This is a genomic window from Enterococcus sp. CR-Ec1 (assembly GCF_002850555.1).
Classification (GTDB): domain Bacteria; phylum Bacillota; class Bacilli; order Lactobacillales; family Enterococcaceae; genus Enterococcus_D; species Enterococcus_D entomosocium.
Genome location: NZ_CP025223.1, coordinates 597681 through 619855, shown reverse-complemented (window position 1 = coordinate 619855; position 22175 = coordinate 597681). Strand labels below are relative to the sequence as shown.

Below are 22175 nucleotides of genomic sequence, written 5' to 3'. Positions count from 1 at the left end.
TATTTATAAACAAAAACTGATTGCTTAGCAAGCTACAAGCGCTACTTAAGCAATCAGTTTTTCTACTGTTTACTGAATCATTTCTTTTGATAAGCTTTTACGTTTCTTCGTATACCTTCGCATCAGTAACTCGATGCCCTTATCCGCAAAGCGTTGCATATAGGCGGAAAAATTCAACAAGGCAATCAAGAGAATGAGGTTGAGATAGCTGGTATTGCCTAGGTTAAAGAGGTCACGACCGACGATCAAGGCAGCAAAGTACAAGATCTGGGTGCTGAAAAAAATCATCGTTCGATAGCTGTTGATAGCTGGATAGACTTTTTTCTGGATCAAGCGATAGTTCCAAGCGGTAAAAATAATACTCATGATCGATAGAGCTTTGCTGCTACTGTTGAACCAATAGCCAAAGTTGATGATCAGCAGAGTTCCTACCGTAATCGTCAAGGCTGTTGGAAAAGCATTTTTGAAAATCGTTGTCATAAATTCCCCTTTGATCCGATTGAAGTCTGGTTCAAAGTTTAAAAAGAAGGTCGGAATGCCGACAAAGCAGGCATTGATGATCGTTAATTGGATCGGCTCAAAAGGATATGTCGTTCCTGATAACAACGTCCCCATAGTGATCATGATGGAGAATAAGACTTGCACTAGCACCAATGAACCTGAGCGAGTAATGTTATTGATTACTCGGCGGCCTTCATCCATGACCGATGGCAAAGCATCGAATTGATTTTCCAAAAGCACCAAATTTGATACTTGACGCGCAGCATCGACACCGGAAGCCATCGCGATGGAACAGTCGGCTTCTTTCAGCGCCAAAACATCGTTGACGCCATCGCCAGTCATCGCGACAGTATGCCCTTGTTCTTTCAAGTAGAGTACCATTTCTTTCTTTTGTTGCGGCGTCACTCGACCAAAAATCTGATAGTTGCTGACAGCTTCTTTTAATTCGGCTGCAGTTAATTTTGATACATCGATAAACTCAGCAGCCCCTGGTAGATTGACTTTTTTCGCGATTTGACTGACTGTCACTGGATCATCGCCAGAGATGATCTTGCATTGGATTGCTTGTGAACGAAAATACTCCAAGGTCTCTTTGGCATCTTCACGGATCGTGTCTGACAGTAAATAAAATCCTAACGGTTCAATATCCGTCGGCAGTCCTGCCTCCTCATAGCCTTGCGCACTGTGCGCCAAAACGATCACCCGGTAGCCTTCTTCTGCCAGCTGTCTTTCCTGTTTTAAGACAGCTTCATGGTTGGTTCCCAGTAAAATCGACGCAGCTCCGATGAAATAAGTGCCTTGCCCTTCAAACGTGACGCAACTGAATTTGCGGTCAGATGAAAAGGGGACGACTTGCTGCATCTGGTACGTCGTTTTTTCTGAAAAAAAGGTTCGTAGCGCCATTGCCGTTGGGTTCTGATCGGGTAGCTGAGCCATTAAGTTGCCGGTGATTTCTGCCAACGGTGTTTCCGATTGTAAGGAAATCGTCTTTTCCACCGTCATCTTGCCTTCGGTGATCGTGCCGGTTTTGTCTAAGCAAAGAACATCGACCCGTGCCAAAGCATCAATGCAGTTCAATTCCTGCACCATCACTTTTTTGCGCGCCAGATAGACGGCACTGATGGTCAATGTGACACTGGTCAATAAAAACAAACCTTCGGGGAACATCCCTACAGCTGCCGCCACCGTCCGTAAGATGGCGGTGTTGAAAGCCGCATGAGAGAAATAGAACTGTTTGACAAACAAGAGGGTACATAACGGTACCAAAATCAAGCTGATCCAACGAATGATTTTATTCAAACTGCCTTGGATCAAGTATTTTTGTCGTTTGATGGTCTTGGCTTCTTTGTTGATTTTTGCGATATAGTTGTCAGCGCCTACGTGGATCACTTGGCACAACGCTTCACCAGCAGTGATAAAACTGCCAGAAAACAACTCGTCTGTCGGCTGTTTGTGGATCGTATCCATTTCACCAGTCAGCAAGGATTCATTGACTTCTAAAGATCCTTGAATGACTTTGGCATCCGTCGGCACTTGATCCCCGCTTTTCAGTCGTAACACATCATCCATTACGAGTTTGTGGATCGGCAAATTCTCCAGCTTACCATCCCGATAAACATCGGCTTTGGCAACTTTTAGCAGTGCCAGCTTATCTAGCGTTCGTTTGGAACGAACTTCTTGAAAGAGATTGATGATCACATTGCTGAAGACAACAAAGACGAACAAACCGTTTTGATAAGAACCCGTCAAACAGACGAGAAAGAATAGGACACAGTTGATTAAATTGAAAAAGGTAAAGATATTGGTAAACAGGATTTTCGGGTACGTATTCGTCGTATCCTTTTTTGTCTTATTGACTTGACCGCGCTGCACCCGCGCCTTGACTTCCCCTGACGTTAAGCCAATGGTTTGGTTGTTTTCGATGATCCTCACCCTTTCTAATCATAGTCATTTACTTTTCGTTTGCTGAATATTCAGCAAACGTGCATCGGACTAGGTAATGGTTTTGCGTTTTTTCTATAAAACCAATTGGCGGCGATTGCGTAAGTTACGCCATCATCTATCGGCTTTTTTCCGTAAAAAAACAAGTACTGTCTAAAATATAGCATACCCTTTTAAGTAATGGCGTTTCATTTTTGTCACCTTCGCGTCACTTTAGGAATTAAAATAACAGTTTATTTTGTTAACTCACCCCACTACACATCAAGCGATCACAGGCTTCATCGGTTGTTTCTTACGATGACACAAAACAAAAAAACAGCTGATCTTCACAGATCAACTGTTTAACAATTCTTTAAGTCAGCTTTTTCTAGCAGCTATTAGCAGCATCATCGGTCGGCGCATTTCGTCTTTCATTCCCGGTACTTCCAGTAATTCTTCTGGCGGCTGCGGCTCAATCACTTTTTCTAAAATGAAGCCGTTTTGCAATAAGGTCATTAAATAGGTTGTCAGGGTACGATGGTATTTGGTCACCGTTTCACCTAAAAATTGCGCTTCCCGCTTGCCTTCATAATAGTAATGATCGACTGGGAAATGCTGGATTTCCCCCTGCCTATCATACTGCCAATCTTGCGATCCTTCCGCAGTATAAACCGGATGCTCCACCGAAAATACGAGTACACCACCAGGTTTCAGACAGACCGATATGCTTTTGATCAATGTTTCGAACGTTGCCACATAGTGAAACGCCAATGAACTTAAAACAACGTCTATTGTGGCTGGAGGAAGTGTCACTTCTTCCATTGCGACACATTGATACGTTATTTTCGGATCAGGGTTCCTTTTCTTGGCCTCCTCAAGCATCCGTTGAGAAATGTCAGTTCCTAGTACTGCTGCCGCTCCATGGTCTACAGCATATTGGCAATGCCATCCATACCCACAACCTAGATCAAGCACCTGCTTCTTTTTAAAATCCGGCAACATTTGTTTTAGCGTCTGCCATTCTCCAGCTCCTTGCAGGCCTTTTTGTGAACGAGTCATTTCACTGTATTTAGTAAAAAACGTTTGGTCATCATATTTGTTTTCTTTCATCATTTGTTCCTCCCATGTAAATCGTTTTTTGCTGGTCTTGATCTACATGGGCTTAGGCAATTTTTTGGGAAATAATGCCACCACACATCAGCTTTTTCCTCCTTGCTCTGATTAACGCCATCATAGCACGATTTTCAGTCTCTCACAATTGATAGCAAGTCGCTGGCGCTTCTTTGCCATTGTTTCTCAATAAACCGTTTTTTATGTACAGCAAAAAATCACACTATGAAAAGGGTGTGATTTTCCTGTTCGATTCATTCATTTCTCTATTGATCAATGCAGTGCTTCCTTTTTCCATTTTCGGATTTTCGTTCGGAAATTGGTAAACGGTGCTACTGTATTGATATGGATCCATTTATAGACTGGCCACTGTGCTTTGGTGGTTGCCCAATCCCGTTGCCCTGCTTCAAACAATTCCTGATCGGATAAGCCCTCGATCCACTGGCAAAGGGCCGTCACTTTTTGGTCTAAGAGCTCTTGCTGCTGTGCTAAGGTCAAACTGCCATATGTCTGATAAAAGGATTGATACAATCCGCCAAGGTTGTTCCATTTATACCCTTCAGCAGGTGTGTGAACGCTCATCCCTTGTTGTTCCTGTGCTTCCCATGACAATAACAAACTGACCCAGCCGATTTGGTAAGACAAGTTTTCTGAAGGCGTCTTATCGACCCCAGCTGTTCGCTGATTTCGTAACGCTTCGGGAATTTCAACAAATTCTTGGCGAAATTTTTGGTAACGTTCTGTGATCTCTTGGATCAAGTCTGCTTTGCTTTCGTACTGTCTCATTGACTGTCCTCCTATTCAGGAAAATGGTTACTCTTTGTCGCTTTCTTCAATGGCGATAAAAATCGTTACTTCGCCGTCTGGCGCATACTGTTCGAAATCAAAGGAATACCTGCGCTGCAACTGCTGGTTTTCTTCCTCTGACCAGACTTGACGCCAAGTTGTCAGAATGCCCTGCGCATCGCGCCGATCGACCGGATACTTTTTCCAAGTATATTTTTCTGTATCAAAGTCTGCTTGCTCCGTTTGTTCGAAACAAAGCGAAACGGCATAGTCTCCTTGATAGTTTGACTCATACTCGTGGTAAACGCAAGCGATGACCGTTCCTTTTTCTGCGGCTTTCTTGACCGCCTCGCTGTTTTTCTCCCATAAGCCAGTGATTTTTGCTTGAATCGCTGGATCAGTAAAATTATTGGTTCTTTCCGTTGCCATTATCGAAAATTTCATTGGAGTTCCTCCTTCTTTGTCTTTATGATACGATAGAAACCTAGACACCTTCTGTCAGTGTTTTATCATCTTTTTATAAAAGGAGTAACCCCAGTGAGCACGACACGCCTGTTCGGCCTTATCTACCACCTGTTGAATCATGAAAAAGCAACCACTTCTGAATTAGCCAAACAATTTGAAGTCTCGACTCGCACCATCACCAGAGATATCAATACCCTAAGCAGTATTGGCGTACCCATCTATACCGAAACGGGTCGAAATGGCGGCGTCTATTTGTTAAGCAGTTTTGTGTTGGATAAAGTGTTATTATCAGAGGAAGAACGGAAAAACCTGCTTTTGGCGTTGAAAGGGATTCGCCAGCTGACGCCACAGATCAGCGGAGAATCATTGGCAAAACTGCAATCCTTATTCCAGCAAAACGATGCAGACTGGCTAGAAGTTGATTTTTCCACTTGGCATCGGCGAGAAAACGGCAACGACATGTTTGATTTATTAAAAAAGAGTATTTTAACGAACCACGTGATCACCTTTGACTATATCAGTAAACAGGGACCGCAAAAACGCGTCTGTCAGCCTTACAAACTGCTTTTTCGTTCGCAAGCATGGTATCTGCAAGCCTTCGACCAGCAAAAGAATGCCTTTCGGACATTTAAAATCAGCCGTATGAGTCAGGTCCACGTCACTGAACAGCATTTTTTTCCGGTCACTGCGCCTAATTCTGCCATTGAATTGACTGTTGACACCTATCCCGCTCGTCTATTCTTTCAAGCCGACGTTCTTTATCGGGTATATGATGAGTTCGATCATCAGGATATTACTTTGACGGAGGAAGGCACTGCTGTGGTTACCGTTGATTTACCCGAGGAAAGCTGGGTGGTGCCCTATTTGTTCTCTTTTGGAAAAAGCCTACGCATTTTAAGTCCCCCTCGACTAAAGAAGCGTTACCAAGAAGAAGTTGCTGCGATTTATGCCAATTTGACTGAGAACGAGGGTGCGAACTGATTTTTCAAGAAATGGATCCCTATTGAAAGGAGTGTTTGATTTGAAAGAAGTGATCGTAGACTATGGCGGGGTTTCGCTAGCCCGCCTTTGCCAGCAGTTGGAAGAACAGCAGATTCACTTAAACGCGTATGCCAACCAGCTCTTGCGCCATCCCCACCTCTCCCTCAGTGCCGATAAACAGCGTACTACTTGTGTGATTGTTTCCCTTAAAGAACTGGGACTCACACAAGGTGGCTCGTTGACGGAGATTTTTGCAGCTGCACCTTCTTATGGACTGACCGATTGTACATTGGAAATGGCCTTACACTTTCGCCTCAGTTATCATCAACTGGCAAATAGCACCGGACTGAAATCCCAAGGAAAAGTGCCAGCTGCCGCAATCACGATCGCTTCTGTGCCTTTGGAAAAAACCGACGATTTCCCCAAAGGATTCTACGTTCGCCGCATCGATGGTTGTGACTGGTTGCGAGGCTATACTTGCGATGCACGCCACCAGTTTGCACCGGATGACCTGTTTTTGTTTCAACGACGAGACCCGCTGTCAGAGACCTTCAACTGAAGGGGGAACAAATAGTTACCAATCAAGCGTCCCCATTTCCCCTTACTGCAATCATTCTGCAAGATAGGGAGAATCCAAAAGGACGAAAGGAGAAATAGATGAACTTAATACCAATGAAAGACAGCGACTACGCTGCCTACTTAGCCAATGCTGTTTTCGAATACGCCAATGACAAAGTCCAAGCAGGCACATGGGCCAAAGACAAGGCCCTCTCCCTCGCCAAAGAAAGCTTTGCTTCTTTACTTCCTCAAGGGACTGCCACTGAAAACAATCACTTGTTTTCTTTATTTGCAGCTGATTTTAGTGAACCGATCGGGGTGATTTGGATCAACACAGCTGCCCAGAAAGCCTTCATCTATGACTTTATCATCGAGGAAGACCAGCGAGGAAAAGGCTATGGAACCAAAGCGTTACAAGCTTTGGAAAAGTGGGCGATCCAGCAAGGCATCACTGAGATCGGCTTGCACGTTTTTGCCCATAATCAATCTGCGTATCAGCTATACAAAAAAATGGGCTATTTGGAAACAGATATTACGATGGTTCGACGTTTCGCTGAATGAGTAGTGTTGAATAGGCCCGATCATTAGAACAAAAAAATTGATTGATCAGTGCCGGAGCCAAACAAAAAGAAACGACAGAAAATCGTCGTTTCTTTTTTCTATTTACAGAAAACCACTCTTTCAGATAGGGAATGGTTTTTTCAGTAGCATCGCCATTGTCGAGCCTTCTTCGCTATAAGGACTGCCTTTGACATCACCGAATATCTCACAAATATCAAAACCGGCAACCCTAGCTTCTTTTATCAATGCATCTTTTGTAAAATAGGTCGTCCATAAATAATAATTTATGACCTCATCTTCTGCTAAAATCGTTGTTTGCTCCAGCAAGACGTGATCAGGATATTTCCATCGTTGATTCAGCACAAGATGGGGCTCCCCCCGCCAAAACCCTTCTGATTCGTGACTTTCCCAGGTCTGCTCTTCATTAAGCGTTAAAAACTGTGCAATCGTAAATACATCGAACAAAAATTTGCCACCCGGTTTTAGATGCGCCAGCACATTTTTTAGCAGTAGTTTGCGTTCCTCTGGATTTAAGGCACCATAGTCGCAATAAATCAAGGTAATAAAATCAAATTGCTGAGGCAATGCCATCTCCAAATAGTTATCAAATAGATAGGTAATATTTAGTTCCCGCTTATTCGCAGAATCTCTCGCATAGGCAAGGGATCTTCTGGAGTAATCAACGCCTGTCACTTCATAGCCCAGCGCTGCAAATTTTTCCGCGTAGATCCCTGGTCCGCAGCCGATATCAAGAAGTTGCGTCTGTTTTTCTGGCGGAACAAGGCGACTGATCCATCGAACGGATTCGTTGATAAAGTCAACCTTTCTACTAGCTCCCTCAAAATCAGGATCCAAATGAGCCTTTAACATTTGCTTGGAAATATACGCATCGTCCCAAAACGCCTCTGCCATTTTTTTATAGAGCGGTGGCCGCTCGATTGCCTTTCTCAATTCTTGGTACATCTTATTTTCCCCTTTCAAAATAATTGAAAAACAAAAAAGACCGCAGATTTCACTCTGCGGTCAACCTTCAAACGATGAAGATCAAAAAGCGAAGAGTAAAATAAAATCAATGATAGGCACTTCAAATAAAACTGCATGCAGTCAATTTTTTGCCTATGAAATTGATTTTATTTACTCTTTTCCAGTCCTACCCCTGTTAACGAAGGAATAACAGCAGATAGGCCGGAGCCATCACCTTTTTCTCTTGTTTTTCTGCTTTTAGTTTAGAAGGCGCTAGTCGATTTGTCAATGGGAATTGACTGTAGACACTCGATTAAAAGATGGTCTTGCCGAAATTCACGCCTTACGGAGTAGAAATTTTGCAAGAACGCTGATTTTTTGCTTCCCTTCACCTGCTGATTTTTTCAACAGGAAGCTGGATCTCAGTCAGCCATTCCTCTTCACTTTCTTTATTCCAAATACCATCAATATAGCTTTCACGAAAAGGCCCTGTGATTCGATAGCCGTTATTTTCAGCAAACTGGATCACCGCAGCATAGGCTTTCGGAAACTCAGTGTAGGCTCCTTTATGGACCGTGCAAACTGCCTCTGGTACTTCTTCTATCTGCTTGAAGGTCAAATTCCCTTGATTATCTTTCATTTCTGTGACCGCTTCGCAAACTTCCACATCAATGTTTTCTTCTTTGTACTCGTTGTCATGATAGATAGTAAAGCAATATTCGGGCAATGCGCAGACGCAACCAGCTGTTTCCATCTGCAGCCCCATTTCTGGGATGATAGAAAACAACCGATCGAAGCTTGGCACGACCATTCTCATTGAAGCGACGATAACCGCTGGCAAACGTTTAACGATCATTTGGTAATTGGCTTCTTCCTGTTGCAAATACCCTTCGATCTGCGTGAGCATCGCCATCCGTTCCGTGATCTCTCTCATCAGTTGCTGTCTCTTGCGATGCAGTATTCGCCTTTCGCTTTCTCCTGCTTGCACTTGTTTGATTTCATCGATGTTATACCCCATTCTGCGTAAAGCTAATAACCGATGCAATGGTGCCAACTGACTAGAGATATAATAGCGATACCCATTATCTGGATCGATAAAATGGGGCTTAAGCAGCCCCACCTCATCATAATAACGCAGTGTTTTTATCGTCACTTGATTCATTTTAGAAAACATGCCGATTCGATACAGCTTATCTGGTGTTTTTTCACATTCTTGTGTCATAACTCTTTCCTCCGTTTCCTGTTATTCCCAACGGAAAAGCTTAACTGCCAAACCAAATCCCACGATCGTCACCACTGTCAATAGAAAAAGAATGAATCGAGGGTCACCGATTGGTTGATCGAGACTCACACTCTTTAACAATTTAACACCTTGTGTCAATGGCAGAACACTAGCGACTTTTTGCACACCTTCTGGAAATAGCTCAAAGGGAATCACTGCCCCAGAAAGAAACAACATCGGAAAATAAACCACTGTGCAAACGAGATTGGCAATCTTGATATTTTTACACAAACTAGCAATCAATAGTCCTAGGCTATACATGGCAATCATAACGAAAAAATAGCTAGCTATCAATCCTATCCAGCTGCCTTTCATTTGATAGTCGAGAAATACCACCGACACGAATGCGACACCTATCGCTGAGAGTAGTGCAGTCGCTGCAGCTACTACCACTTGAGCTGCAATCAGATGAACTGGAGAAGCTGGGGTAACAAAAAAGTGTTTCAAAATCTTTTTGTCTCGATAATCACAGATAGTTAACGGAATCCCCATAAAGGCTGTTGCGCAAATCCCCACCACCAGCAGCGAAGCAAAACTGCCCTCTTGAAATGTATAAGAAGCAGCACCAATCACTTTCTCTCCACCGATCATATTCGTCAAAAGCAGGACGACCAGCGGCATGCCAATACCAAAGACGATCCCATCAATTCCTCGTAACGCTATCTTTCCTTCAATTTTTGCTAGTCTCATTACTTTGCTCATTCTATCTCCTCCCTACAAACCAAAGATATGCCTCTTCGAGTTTTTGCTGACCGCTTCGTTTTAACAGCTCCTTCGTACTGCCTTCAACTACCTTGCGCCCATGAGCGATGATGCATAGCCGATCACAAAGAATCTCCGCCTCCTCCATATAGTGGGTCGTCAATAGAATCGTCATTTGCGCTTCTTTTAGTTTGAGGAGCGTTTGCCAGACACTTCTCCGTGCTTTTGTATCCAGTCCCGTTGTTAATTCATCCAAAAAAATCACCTCGGGATTCGGGATCAAGGCGAGTACAATTGAAAGCTTTTGTTTTTCCCCACCAGAAAGTTTGTCGATGAATTGCGATTCGAATGGTTCCAGCTGAAACAAACGCAAAAGCTCTTGATAGTCTTGAGGCTGTCGATACAAGAGCGTCATCTCTTTGCACAATTCTCCGACGCGTATATTGTTCTGATAACTTGAAGATTGAAGCTGAACCCCCACTTTTTCAAATACCTCACGCCGCTTTTTTTGAGGATCTGATCCGAGAATTTTGACAGAACCTTCCTCTGGTGTTTTGATACCTAAAATTGTTTCAATCGTTGTTGTTTTTCCTGCTCCATTTGGTCCTAATAAGCCGAACACCTCGCCTTTTTTTACGGTGAAGGTAAGTTGATCAATAATTTTCCGACCGTTGATTTTCTTAGATAGCTCGGCAACCTCAATCATTTTTTCCACAGCAATCGCCCCTTTCTACTAAAGCATACTGTCTCCTCTTGAGGGAGAGTCAATAGCCTACTTGCCTTTTTTCATGACGAACAACCCCATACTCATTGGTTAGCTAAAAGCGGCTTTTTCTTTTTGTTCGATAGAGCTACACTATTTAAATCACAATTAACTATTTTTAATTTCTAAGCTTGTTTTTTTCTTCTATCTCCACTATATTTGTGGGTAACCCTATTTATTTCTATGTAGAGAGGATGTTTCCCATGAATTATCCCTTATTAAATGAACAAATGCCTCAGACCATCATTCGTGTTTGGCGGTTGCGAAGGATTACGTCACTGATTATTTTCAGCCTGATTTTCGCTGCTTCTTTTTGGTTTCTAGCCACGCAAAACTGGCTGCATTTCTGGGTGATCACCCTTTGGTCAAGCTTATTGGCGCTGACTTTGATCAGCCATCTGCTTTCTTTTGTGCTGATGAGCTACCGTTACACATTCCATCGCTACGAGATCCAAGAAAATGATATCGCCATTCAACACGGCTATCTATTCCGCAGCACCACGTATATTCCGATCCGCCGAATCCAGCATATCGAAACAGACCAAGGGATCTTTTTGCGAAAATACTCCTTAGTCTCCTTACAGATCCATACGGCTGCCACCAACCACACCATTGAAGGCCTACCAGTGGCGCAAGCCGAACGCTTGCGAGAAACCATTATGACTTTAGTCGAGGTGGTCAAAGATGATCTATGAAAAACAACGACTGCCGTTGCTGTGTATCGGTCTTTATTGGTTCAAAAATTGCAAAAATTTTCTGGTACTAGCGTTTCTGCTTGTATTCAAATTATTCAACGACGCCCCTTCTTTGCCAATGATTCTGGGCGGCATTCTGCTATTTTTACTGGTCTGTTTGATTTTTGCGGTACTGTCATACACCCGCTTTACCTTTCAAATCGATCAAACGAGTGTGCTAGTCAACAAAGGACTCTTTATCCAAAAACAAACGATTTTGCCGTTTGAACGCATCCAAACCATTCAAGAGAATCATTACTTTTATTTACGTCCGTTTAAACTAGCTGAAGTGAAATTGGAAAGCGCCGCAAGTTCGAGTGGCGAAGCCGAAATTCTTTTCCCAGCGTTGCCGCTGGTTCTCATTGCCTCCATCGAAGCGTCAAAAAAAGCAGCTGCGACACCACAAGAGCCGACTGCCCAAGCAGCTAGTGGAGAAGAACCAACCAATAATTACGCTACTGTTTTTTCGGGTGAGGAAACAGCAAATCCGCCGTTAGAAACATTCACTTTGAAATTCAAGGAGATTTTCTTGTTTTCTATCACTGATTTTTCTGTTTTCACCTTGGTTCTAGTCATCGGCTACAACGTGATCGACAACATTCCCAATCTCTTTGCCTATGCATCGGATTTGCAGCAACTCGGCCTTTTATTTGGTGCTGCGCTTTTGCTGGGGCTGTTAATTTTGTTTTTCTTTCTTGCGATTGCTAGAAATATTTTCCGCTATTATGGCTTTACGGTGGAAACGAACCAACAACAGCTGCTGATCACGCAAGGCTTGTTTTCTAAACGACACCAAACGATACCCCTCGCTAGGATCCAAGGGCTAAGTGTCGAACAAAATCTTTATCGCCGAATCTTTCATCTAAGCTCCGTCAAGTTACTGCTGGCTGCTGGCAGTTCTTCAGAAAGCGATGATACGGTCTATCTGTTCCCCATTTTGAAAGAGGCGCAGCTGACCGAAACATTGGCCCGCTTTTTACCTGAATGGTCGTTTCAACAAACCGCTCTAGTGAAAAATCCGCGACCCAACTTTTGGTACTTTTGCCGTTGGCCACTGCTTATCGGGCTGCTTGTTGTAGGAATCTCCGCCTTCTTTTTCTGGTGGTTAGCGCTGATTTTCTTCGTGTTCTTTGGCTCCTTCGTGTTATCAAGCATCTGGCGGGGCAAAATACAAGGGTATCAATTTTTAGATAACCATGTATTGTTGTGTCAAACGATTCGCGGCTTAACAAAGGTGACCGCTTATCTGAAGAAAAATAAAATCCAAGATTTCACCGTCACCACGACGTATTGGCAGCACAAAAAAGGTCTGGGCAAGTCACAGTTGACCATCAAAACCGAAGATACCTTCACCGAAAGTAAGCTTTTCTACTTCCCATTAACCGAAGCAGAAAAGTTACGGCGCTGGTTTTTGTCGTAGTTCATAAAAAAACGTCAAACAGCAGAACTGACGCGTTGTTTGACGTTTTTTGCAAGTCCTGAAATAAATGAGAAGGAAGCACCAACCATTGATTCGTTGATGCTTCCTTTTTCTATTCCCTGACCTTCCCCTCAACTATTTGCTGCTTGATTGAAGCAGCATCTAAGCCATATTCTTTTTGCAGGAAATCGGGTGTGCCGACTTGGCCAAATCGTTCGTTGACACCAATACGTTTTAAGGGAACAGCACTGCCAGTTTCAGCAAGCACTTCGGCGACGGCACTCCCTAGTCCACCGGTGATAGAATGATTTTCGATGGTGATGACTTGCCGTTTTCCCTGAACTTCGCGGATGATCAATTCTTTATCGATCGGTTTGATGGTGAACATGTCGATCACTTCGCAGCTGATTCCTATTTCTGCTAATTCTTCTGCCACTTGCAGTGTTTCAGAAACCAGTTGGCCACTGGCAATCAACAACAGTTCATCGCCTGGTCTTAAAACATTGCCTTTTCCTAGTTCAAAGGTCGAGCCTTTTTCATAAATCGTCGGAACCGCTTTCCGATTGCCTCGTACGTAATGAATGCCTGATAATTGGCTAAAAGTTTTTATGATCCACGCCATTTGGACTTCATCCGCTGCATCGCAGACGATCGATTGGGGAATCATTCGCATCAAAGCCACATCTTCCCATGTCGTATGGGTGCCGCCGTTGTGTCCGACTGCAAACCCCGGATCAGAACCGTAAATATTGATCGTATTGCCGCCATAGCCGCCAGAAATAAACAGCTGATCGAATACCCGGCGCGTTGCAAATGGCCCAAAAGTGTGGATAAAAGGTGTATAGCCAGTTAAACTCAAGCCAGCAGCGACGCCAACCATATTGGCTTCCGCGATCCCCATGTTGATAAAGCGTTGGGGATGTTTGTTGGCAATCGCTGTCCAGCCGCTGGCAGAGCCAAGGTCGGCATCCAACGCAACTAGCTGGTTATTTTCATCCATGAGTTCCACCAATGTGTCAACGACACATGTTCGCAGCTCTTTACCAGCAGCAGTGGTTTTGCTTAATGTAAACATGCCTTAGCGTCCTCCTTCGATTTTTATCGTCAATTCTTTGATTGCCGCTTCTGCCGCTTGATTGATTTCATCCGTGGTAAACTTCACGGAGTGATTGGCATCTAATTCTTCAAAGAAAGGAATGCCTTGTCCTTTCACGCTGTCCAAGACAATGCAAACCGCTTGGTCTTCGATCGCTTTGCAGCGCTCGATTGCCTCATCAATGGCTTGCATGTCTGCTCCTGGAACTTTTTCTGTATAAAAGCCAAATGCAGTCATCTTCTGCTGGATGTCAAAGGGATCAAGAATGTCTTTGGTTGGCCCATCTAGCTGTTTTTTATTGTCATCAATAATGACGATACAGTGATTCAGTTTGAAGTGGGCAATGTATTGGAAGGCTTCCCAGCACTGTCCTTCATTTAGTTCGCCGTCCCCGACGATCAAATAAACAAAATTGTCCTTCCCTGCCAAGCGCAGACCCGTCGCGATCCCGGCAGCCATTGAAGTCCCCTGCCCCAGTGAACCTGTGGTGGCATCAACCCCCGGCGTTTTCCAGCGATCCGGATGGGAAGGCAGTCTCGTGCCGCCCTCATTGATCGTCCATAACCACGACCGATCAAAATAGCCCGTATTTGCTAATGCGCTGTACAGTGCGGCGCCAGCATGTCCTTTTGATAAAACGAGTCGGTCACGATCCGCCCACTGTGGATCTTGTGGATTGACCCGCAGCTGTTTGCCGTACAAAACGGCTAATAATTCAACAATTGAAAAGGAACCGCCCAGATGGCCTTGCCCCATTTTCTTGATGCTGCAAAGGGTATCTAAACGAATCTTTGCCGCTAATCTTTCGAGTTCGTGGTATTCTTGTTCACTGATTGCCACTATTTATCCCTCCATCCTCTATTTATTCAGAAACAGATTTTGCCCGGCTGTTTTTCTTGAAAATCGTCAATCCGATCAAGACCGCGACTACCGCAATTATCCCTGAGAAGATGGCGATTTGACCGCCCATATTGGCTAAGTTTCCTAGGAAGATCCCTGCAACTCCATAGTCGGTATCAGAGAAAGTTGATCCTTGGAACCCAAGATCCCCCATGACTGGCATCAACAAGATCGGCATGAAGCTGATAATGATCCCATGAATAAAGGAACCAATCACGGCGCCTCGCACACCACCCGTTGCATTGCCGTAAACACCTGCTGTTGCGCCACAGAAGAAATGGGGCACGACACCTGGAATAATAACGGTTGTTCCTGTGAAGACCATGATGATCAAACTAACGATCCCACCGACAAAGCTGGTTAGAAAACCAATCAGAACAGCATTTGGCGCATAAGGAAAGACGATCGGGCAATCCAATGCAGGAATCGCATTAGGAACAAGCTTTTCGGAAATCCCTTTAAAGGCTGGTACGATTTCTGCCAAAATCAGACGGACACCAGCTAAAATCACAAAGACACCAGCGGCAAACGAACCAGCTTGCTGCAACGAATAAATGATCGAGTTCGTGCCATTGCTAAGATTTTCTGTAATAAATTCACTCCCAGCAAAAATTGCTACGATCACGTATACAATAGCCATCGTAATCGTGATACTAACAGTAGAGTCCCGCAAGAAAGACAGGCCTTTCGGAAAATTGATGTCTTCGGTAGATTTTTCCTTATTGCCGACGTATTTCCCAATCAACCCGCTCAATGCGTAGCCGAAGTTCCCCGTATGCCCCAATGCGACGGAATCATTTTTAGTAATTTCTCGAGTAAACGGTTGTGCGATCGCTGGGAAAATCGTGTTACAGATCCCTAACGCTAAGCCGCCAAATAAAACTAGATTAAAAGTATTCATTCCAGTAACGCTCAAAATCACCGCAATCATGCAAGCCATATACAACGTGGCATGCCCAGTCAAATAAATGTATTTAAAGCGAGTGATACGGGCAATCAAAATATTGAAGGCCATTCCGGCTAACATAATAAGTGCGGTATAGGTGCCGTATGTCGTCAACGCTAGCGCAACGATCGCTTCGTTATTAGGTACGACCCCTTGCATGTTAAAGGCTGCTTGGAACATCTCCCCAAATGGCGCCAGAGAGCTTTCGATCACCCCAGCCCCGGCAGTGACCACGAGAAACCCAACAAAGGTTTTGATGCCCCCTTTGACGATCGTGGCAATGTCTTTTTTCTGCAGCACATTCCCCAAAACGGCGATCAGCGCAACTAAGATCGCTGGGGTACTCGCGATATCAACAAGAATATCTAAAAATTCGTTCATGACTGTCTACTCCTTTTTATAGTAATCCTTTTTCCTGACAAACGGCTTGAACCTTTTGCTTCAATTCATCGAGATCGATAATACTGTCTAACACCACGATCTCACCTAGATGCTGCGCACTATCGGCTAAATCGCCACCAACAAAGAAAACATCCGCCATATCGGGTGCGGCACTTCCTAAATCATAATGGGACACTTCCACACCTGAGACACCCAATTCATTTAAAACAGAATTGATATTCATCTCCACCATAAAACTTGATCCTAATCCTGACCCACACACTGCTGCAAATTTCATTTTTCATCTTCTCCTTCTCTGATCACTTCAATTATTTGATCCGCAGTGGTTGCGGAAAGTAACGCAGTTAGTTTTTCATTATTCGACAAAATTTTTGTTAAACTCGCTAACGCTTTTAGATGGAGCTCATTGTCAACCGCCGCCAAACATATAAACACTTGAATGGGGTGTTGCGGATCATCATTTAAAAGCACTGGCTCTTTGACTTTTAATAACGACATCCCGATCGCATTGACCCCATCTTCTGGACGCGCATGGGGCAAAGCGATGCCTTTTCCAATATGGATAAAAGGACCGTGATCTACCACTTTATTGATCATGGCGGTTATATACTGTTCCTCAATTTTATTGGTCTTTTTTAATGGCGCAGCAGCTTCTCGAATGGCTTCTTGCCAAGTCAGCGGCACCTCAGTAAATTGGATGGTTTCTGCTGTTAATAAATCTGATAACATCGGACGTTGGTCTTCCCTTCTATTCAATTCTCGATTGATTTTTCTTTGCAAAATTTTTCTCAGCTTTTGCTTACTGATGCCTGCTTTTAAATCAACATAGGGCAAAATCACTTCTAACACATCGTCAATGGAATGCAAACCAGTTTTTGAAGGAAAGAATGCCGCTTGTACGTTTCTAAGCAGTTCATCCTTCTCAATGGGCGTCATAATCGGATTGATCACATAACATGGTCGTTTGGTTTTGATCGGGGCACTGGAAAAAATCAGATCAATCTCGTCATTGAAACGAACATTTTCATACTCTTCGATCGAACGAGCCGGAAAAAAATGGATCTGGGGAAACAGTTCCTTTAATTCTGATTCCAAAATCAAGGATGAACTGATGCCGCTTGGGCAGACAACTAATGCATTCAATTGGAAGTAATCACGTTTGGCCTTTTGTTTACTGATTTCTCCACCAAACAAAATCGTAAAATAACCGATTTCTTCATCAGGGATCGTACCGACTAGGTCTTCTAAAGAACCCAGTGCTCGTCTCGTCAGTTCAAACAACTCATTGTATTGCAGCTTGATTTCTTCAATCAGTACATTCTCCAGTGGAAAACCGTAGCGGATTCGAAAATACGCCGGGACAAGATGATAGAATGTGTTCATCAAAAGGGTGCGATAGTCCACAAACTCGATAGCTGCCAGCCGTTCCATTTCATGAATGATCTTACTGGCACATTCCAATAAAAACTCTAATGAAGTATCTTCGATATCTCCTTGCAGAATCGTTTTCAACAGGATCGTTACATAAAGTTCTTCTGTTTTCCGATCTTTGATGGCAGGAAATTCTGCTAAAAACTGCTGACTAACTTGATGGACATGCAGCGACTGTAGCAGCGATGTTTCTGTCTCCGCTAAAGAAACAGACGTTTCTGCCATCCGAAAGGATAAATAATTAAGAAAATAAAGCATTTCTTCGAAGCGGCTCGGTACGATCACCAGATTGAAGGCAGTCAATGTTGCGGACAAACGATCTCTTATTTGAATATACATCGTTTTATTCTGCTCATAGATTCCCTCAAATAAAAGCAAATTCCCATTTTTCGTATTGGATAACGCACTGACTTTTCGAAAAGCAAGAGCGCGAATCTGATATTCCTCTCCCTCTAGATAAAAGCCATATTTTCGAGAGTACAATAGTTGAATCTTGAAAGCTGCAAGTTCCTCTCTGATCCCCTTTAAATCCTTCAAAATCGTATTTTTACTGACATAGAACAGCTCTTGAAACTGGTAGACGGATAAGTCTTTCTCTGCTGAAAAAGTCAGAAGATAAATCAAGGACCGCCGCTCTTCTTCCGAAAAAAACAACTTGTTCTTCTGGACATCGAAAAGAATTTCCGCCCATTTTCGTTGAATCAGCGAAGGAATCAAAACTTCTCCCTCATGCATCGTGATTCGTTGATTCAACCGCTGTTCAGTGATTTGATTGATCTTGGCAATCTCCGCCAGAAATTCCTCATCCCTCCACTTCGTCAACTGAAGAAACGCCTCAATATTTGGTTCTGAAAACAGATACGTCAATTTGAAATGAATCATATTTGCTACCCCCACCTAAACTATAGCTTGCACAAAATGAAATCGCCATCATTTCTCGGCACAACTGAAACTCCGTTTTTTTTAAACGATGGACCGAAGAGGAGATTTCAAGGATTACCATAACATCCAATAAAGTATTCGAGAAGGTTTTATTGATAGAAGCAAATGATAAAAAATACAACATTAAAAAAAGCGAATCATTTACTGATTCGCTTAGATAATGATGCTATTTGTTGTTTTATTATTGAAACTATCAGAATCATGAAGGACAATCGTCTTTTTTCCAATATACTTTTTTAAAGTTATTTTCTAATACCTAAAAATACTTATCTTAATGAATGATGGAAAATAGGCTTCTTCTATCTACTCACTTATACTCAAAGGAATCGTTGTTCCCGTTTCTTGCGCCTCTGCGGTTTCATTTTTCACTTGCTGCTTTTCCAATATTTTGAAAAATGGCATATAAATAAAATATGAAATGAAAATCGATACAAAAGACCAAACGGCTGCTCCAATACTACCATTAGTAGCTAAATAAGGACCAATAATAGGAGGAATAGTCCATGGAACTTGAATAACAATCGGTCCTACTATACCAATATTCATTAAGATATACGTACCGATACATAGGACCATAGGCGTTGCTATAAACGGAATAAGCATTACAGGATTCATCACAATAGGCAAACCAAAAATAACCGGTTCATTGATACAAAAAATAGCTGACGGCAAAGATAATCGTCCAATCGACTTATACATCTTACTTCTGGAATGGAGCATATTTAACACTAGACCGAGTGTTGCTCCAGTTCCGCCTAAACACATAAAGACAATCCAAAATCCATCGGCAAAAACATGAGGTACTTCTGCACCACTTTGAAAAGCTGCCGTATTATCAGCAAGATAACTTAGGAAAACAGGGGTCGCAATTCCAGACAAAACATTGTCTCCGTGGATTCCACATATCCATAGCAAACAAACGAGAAGTGTGTATAACAGCATGCCTGGGAGTGTTCCCATCCCTTGCATTAAAGGTTGGAAAACAATAGTAATGATTTCATTGATATCAACCCCTAATAAAGTTCTGACGATCCATATAACGGTCAGAATAAATGCCCCTGGGATTAACGTTGCAAAAGAAGTTGCTACAGTGGGCGGCACACCTTCTGGCATTTTTATTACAATATTATGAGTGACAAACCATTTAAAAGCATGAGTGACAAATACCCCAACAATGATCGCGGTAAACATACCACTAGCACCAAAATTAGCCAAATTTATCGTCCAGTCATCGTTTAATGTTGCTAGAAGAAAGCCGATAGTTGTGAGCATCGAATTAGAAATAGCATCAACACCAAACTCTTTTCCTAAATGATAGCCTATGCCAATTGCAGATATCAGTCCAAGGATTCCGAACGTAACATTGACTGGTGCATTCAACTGCGGTCCCCAATTTGACACAAAATCCATCCATGACTGTATTGGAAAGTTACCAATGATTAGGAAGATACTTCCAACAATAGTAAAAGGAATCGTCATGGAAATCCCATTTCTTATAGCAACTAAGTGTTTACTATTGCCTATTTTCAGCAATATAGGCAATACCTTGTTCTCAATGACCTGCATCTTTTTTCCTCCTTTTAGTTCACGACTTCCTTATCAACCACCAATACAGGATCTTTGTGCAACCATAGAGAAGTAACTGGACACTCTTTTGTAATCGTACCGCATAGAAACTGTTGTATCGCAGATTTCTTTTTTGCTCCACTAGCTTGTACGATCATTGTTCCAGATTGTAATAATTGTCCTATCCCTAACGTAATTCCTTTCGTACGATCAACTTTCTCGTCTGAAAAATATTTTTTCCCAACACTTTGGGTTGATTCGTCTAAGTTCACTATATGAGCTTTATCTTCGAAGGACGAACCAGGCTCATTAAAACCTAAGTGACCATTTTCTCCAACCCCAAGCAAACTCAGTGTTAATCCTCCATTCTCCTCGATAAATTTATCAGCTTTTTTGCATTCCTCATTTAAATCATCGGCTAAAGGATCAAATGTGTGAAGTTGCTTTAGGTCAATAGGAACCCGATTGAATAAGTTTCTTTTTAAATAGGATAGACAACTGCCTTCATTTTTCGGATCGATTCCAACCCATTCATCTAGTTCAATAAACTTTGCCTGGGATAAATCTATTTCTTTGTTGATTGCTGCTTCTGCAATGATGTTAAGCGTTCCTACGGGTGTATCACCACCTGCAAAGCAATATAACCCATTTGGCTTTTCTTTTAAGACATCTAAAATGAGTTTTGCACAGATCTTACTGACTTCTTGGTAATTTGCCTCAACATAGTATTTTACTTTCATTGTCATTCTCCTTTAAAAAAATTCGGCAGATATTCTTTGTGTGCTAAAAGCATTTCATCAAGTAGTTGCTTTGCTGTCCTATCACTTGGAACTAAGGGATTGATCGTCATCGCTAATAAAGCAGTGTTATAGTCTCCCGTAACAGCTGCTTGGGCCGCTATACGTTCAAAAGACTTAATTTGTTGAACTAGTCCTTTGATAGGAATAGGTAATTCACCTGTAGTCAAAGGGATCGGTCCTTGTTTTGTAATCAAACAATTTACTTCAACCGCTGAATCACAATCGATATCACTGATGGCACCATTATTTCTTGTATTGACCGTTTGAATATCACGTTTGTCATTATAGATGGAATTAATTAAATTACATGCTGCTTCACTATAATAAGCGCCCCCACGTTCTGACAATTGAGGTGGTTTGATTGCTAGATGTTCATCTTTATAAAGTTCAAACAACTCATGCTCGATTTTCTGCACAACTTCTGCACGAGTTCCTTCTTTCTCTGCTGATCGTTTTTGCTCAGACAACATAGTAGCTGTTTGATAGTAATACCTTAAATAGCCGATGGGAATCATGCCAAGTGTTCGGAAAAAATTTGGTTCCCATTCTAAATCAGCAATGTTTTTCAGACCAACTGCATCGCCAGTATCTTGCGTCATCAATGTAAGTACTTTTTGGGTCACATCAATCCCTTTATGATAAATCTTTTTCGCAAAAACCATATGATTTAGCCCAGTAAATTCAACATATAATTCTTCTTTGGGTACTTTTAATGTTTCTGCAATGCCACGTTCTATTCCAATTGGTCCATTACACAAACCTACTACTCTACGCATATTGCTATGGCGTAAGACAGCTTCTGTCACCATGCCAGCTGGATTAGTGAAGTTGATCAGCCATGCTTCTGGGCAAAGGCGCTCCATATCTTTCACTATTTCTAAGATAACAGGAATCGTGCGTAATCCTTTAAAAAGCCCTCCTGGACCATTCGTTTCTTGTCCAATCGTGTCATATGTTAAAGGAATTCTCTCGTCTTTCGCTCGCGCTTCCAAAAGACCTACACGAAATTGCGTCGTAACGAAGTCCGCATCCTTTAATGCCGCTTCACGATCAAGAGTCATATAAATTTTCATTGGAAGGTTCGCTTTTTTTACCATACGTTTAGCAAGTTCCCCAACTATTTCTAATTTCTCTCTTCCTTGTTCAATATCCACAAGCCATAATTCTGAAATCGGTAATTCAGCATATCGTTTAATAAATCCTTCTATCAATTCTGGTGTATAACTTGATCCACCGCCAATTGTTGCAATTTTTATTCCTTTATCCATCCTGAAACACTCCTTTAACTTAACTACATGGTCAGTATAGATTATTTTTATCCCCTTAAATACCGCTTTTAAGTAAAC

21 protein-coding genes are annotated in these 22175 nt (G+C 42.5%); 5 read left to right on the top strand and 16 right to left on the bottom strand.

The features are described 5' to 3' along the window. Positions 1–69: 69 nt before the first annotated feature. From CXM95_RS02975 to CXM95_RS02960, 4 genes are all read right to left on the bottom strand, one after another. Positions 70–2433 (bottom strand): HAD-IC family P-type ATPase, encoded by a 2364-nt coding sequence (locus CXM95_RS02975; RefSeq protein WP_101698841.1) that lies wholly within the window; start codon positions 2431–2433, stop codon positions 70–72. Positions 2434–2799: 366 nt separating this feature from the next. Then, positions 2800–3531, bottom strand: a complete 732-nt coding sequence (locus CXM95_RS02970; protein WP_176285388.1) for a class I SAM-dependent methyltransferase — start codon at positions 3529–3531, stop codon at positions 2800–2802. Positions 3532–3804: 273 nt separating this feature from the next. Next, positions 3805–4317, bottom strand: a complete 513-nt coding sequence (locus CXM95_RS02965) for a ClbS/DfsB family four-helix bundle protein (RefSeq protein WP_005232023.1) — start codon at positions 4315–4317, stop codon at positions 3805–3807. A 27-nt stretch (positions 4318–4344) separates the two neighbouring features. Continuing rightward, positions 4345–4761 carry an effector binding domain-containing protein gene (locus tag CXM95_RS02960; protein ID WP_086299108.1) on the bottom strand — a complete coding sequence of 139 codons (417 nt, stop codon included), beginning with the start codon at positions 4759–4761 and terminating at the stop codon, positions 4345–4347. A 93-nt stretch (positions 4762–4854) separates the two neighbouring features. Here CXM95_RS02960 and CXM95_RS02955 point away from each other — a divergent pair, with 93 nt between their 5' ends. The 3 genes from CXM95_RS02955 (at position 4855) to CXM95_RS02945 (ending at position 6882) form a co-directional block, all read left to right on the top strand. Beyond that, entirely contained in the window at positions 4855–5763 is a 909-nt protein-coding gene (locus CXM95_RS02955) for a helix-turn-helix transcriptional regulator (RefSeq protein WP_086299107.1), read from the top strand. Then, the gene (locus tag CXM95_RS02950) at positions 5753–6322 is read left to right on the top strand and encodes a helicase (RefSeq protein ID WP_086299106.1); all 570 of its coding nucleotides are present in this window, start codon (positions 5753–5755) and stop codon (positions 6320–6322) included. Before CXM95_RS02955 ends, CXM95_RS02950 begins: the two co-directional genes overlap by 11 nt. Before the next feature lie 98 nt (positions 6323–6420). Beyond that, on the top strand, positions 6421–6882 hold the full coding sequence (locus CXM95_RS02945; protein ID WP_101698840.1) for a GNAT family N-acetyltransferase: 462 nt from the start codon (positions 6421–6423) through the stop codon (positions 6880–6882). 120 nt (positions 6883–7002) lie between these two features. Here the strand turns inward: CXM95_RS02945 and CXM95_RS02940 are convergent, their stop codons facing one another. The 4 genes from CXM95_RS02940 to CXM95_RS02925 all read right to left on the bottom strand — a co-directional run bounded on the left by CXM95_RS02940 (position 7003) and on the right by CXM95_RS02925 (position 10544). After that, entirely contained in the window at positions 7003–7845 is an 843-nt protein-coding gene (locus CXM95_RS02940) for a class I SAM-dependent methyltransferase (RefSeq protein ID WP_086299104.1), read from the bottom strand. A 388-nt stretch (positions 7846–8233) separates the two neighbouring features. Then, on the bottom strand, positions 8234–9067 hold the full coding sequence (locus CXM95_RS02935) for a MerR family transcriptional regulator (RefSeq protein ID WP_016611320.1): 834 nt from the start codon (positions 9065–9067) through the stop codon (positions 8234–8236). A gap of 21 nt (positions 9068–9088) precedes the next feature. After that, the gene (locus tag CXM95_RS02930) at positions 9089–9829 is read right to left on the bottom strand and encodes an ABC transporter permease (RefSeq protein WP_016611321.1); all 741 of its coding nucleotides are present in this window, start codon (positions 9827–9829) and stop codon (positions 9089–9091) included. Position 9830: 1 nt separating this feature from the next. Next, positions 9831–10544 (bottom strand): ABC transporter ATP-binding protein, encoded by a 714-nt coding sequence (locus tag CXM95_RS02925; RefSeq protein ID WP_086299102.1) that lies wholly within the window; start codon positions 10542–10544, stop codon positions 9831–9833. Positions 10545–10795: 251 nt separating this feature from the next. On the opposite strand from CXM95_RS02925, the gene CXM95_RS02920 reads away from it, so the two are divergent. Next, the gene (locus tag CXM95_RS02920) at positions 10796–11287 is read left to right on the top strand and encodes a PH domain-containing protein (RefSeq protein WP_086299101.1); all 492 of its coding nucleotides are present in this window, start codon (positions 10796–10798) and stop codon (positions 11285–11287) included. Then, positions 11277–12746: a PH domain-containing protein gene (locus CXM95_RS02915; protein WP_061053748.1), complete on the top strand. Its 1470-nt coding sequence runs from the start codon at positions 11277–11279 to the stop codon at positions 12744–12746. Before CXM95_RS02920 ends, CXM95_RS02915 begins: the two co-directional genes overlap by 11 nt. A 112-nt stretch (positions 12747–12858) precedes the next feature. On the opposite strand, the gene CXM95_RS02910 is transcribed toward CXM95_RS02915, so the two are convergent. From CXM95_RS02910 to CXM95_RS02875, 8 genes are all read right to left on the bottom strand, one after another. After that, positions 12859–13821, bottom strand: a complete 963-nt coding sequence (locus CXM95_RS02910) for a transketolase family protein (RefSeq protein WP_086299100.1) — start codon at positions 13819–13821, stop codon at positions 12859–12861. Between the two features lie 3 nt (positions 13822–13824). Then, the gene (locus tag CXM95_RS02905; RefSeq protein ID WP_005232060.1) at positions 13825–14682 is read right to left on the bottom strand and encodes a transketolase; all 858 of its coding nucleotides are present in this window, start codon (positions 14680–14682) and stop codon (positions 13825–13827) included. Positions 14683–14704: 22 nt separating this feature from the next. Next, entirely contained in the window at positions 14705–16069 is a 1365-nt protein-coding gene (locus tag CXM95_RS02900; protein WP_086299099.1) for a PTS ascorbate transporter subunit IIC, read from the bottom strand. A gap of 16 nt (positions 16070–16085) precedes the next feature. Continuing rightward, on the bottom strand, positions 16086–16367 hold the full coding sequence (locus CXM95_RS02895) for a PTS sugar transporter subunit IIB (RefSeq protein WP_005227537.1): 282 nt from the start codon (positions 16365–16367) through the stop codon (positions 16086–16088). Continuing rightward, the gene (locus tag CXM95_RS02890; protein ID WP_101698839.1) at positions 16364–18403 is read right to left on the bottom strand and encodes a BglG family transcription antiterminator; all 2040 of its coding nucleotides are present in this window, start codon (positions 18401–18403) and stop codon (positions 16364–16366) included. Before CXM95_RS02890 ends, CXM95_RS02895 begins: the two co-directional genes overlap by 4 nt. Before the next feature lie 363 nt (positions 18404–18766). Continuing rightward, positions 18767–20029, bottom strand: coding sequence for a PTS sugar transporter subunit IIC (locus CXM95_RS02885; protein WP_086299097.1), 1263 nt, complete (start codon positions 20027–20029; stop codon positions 18767–18769). 14 nt (positions 20030–20043) lie between these two features. Next, positions 20044–20769, bottom strand: coding sequence for a glucosamine-6-phosphate deaminase (locus tag CXM95_RS02880; protein WP_034878070.1), 726 nt, complete (start codon positions 20767–20769; stop codon positions 20044–20046). Between the two features lie 2 nt (positions 20770–20771). Then, the gene (locus tag CXM95_RS02875) at positions 20772–22097 is read right to left on the bottom strand and encodes a 6-phospho-beta-glucosidase (protein WP_016619912.1); all 1326 of its coding nucleotides are present in this window, start codon (positions 22095–22097) and stop codon (positions 20772–20774) included. Positions 22098–22175 lie beyond the last annotated feature (78 nt).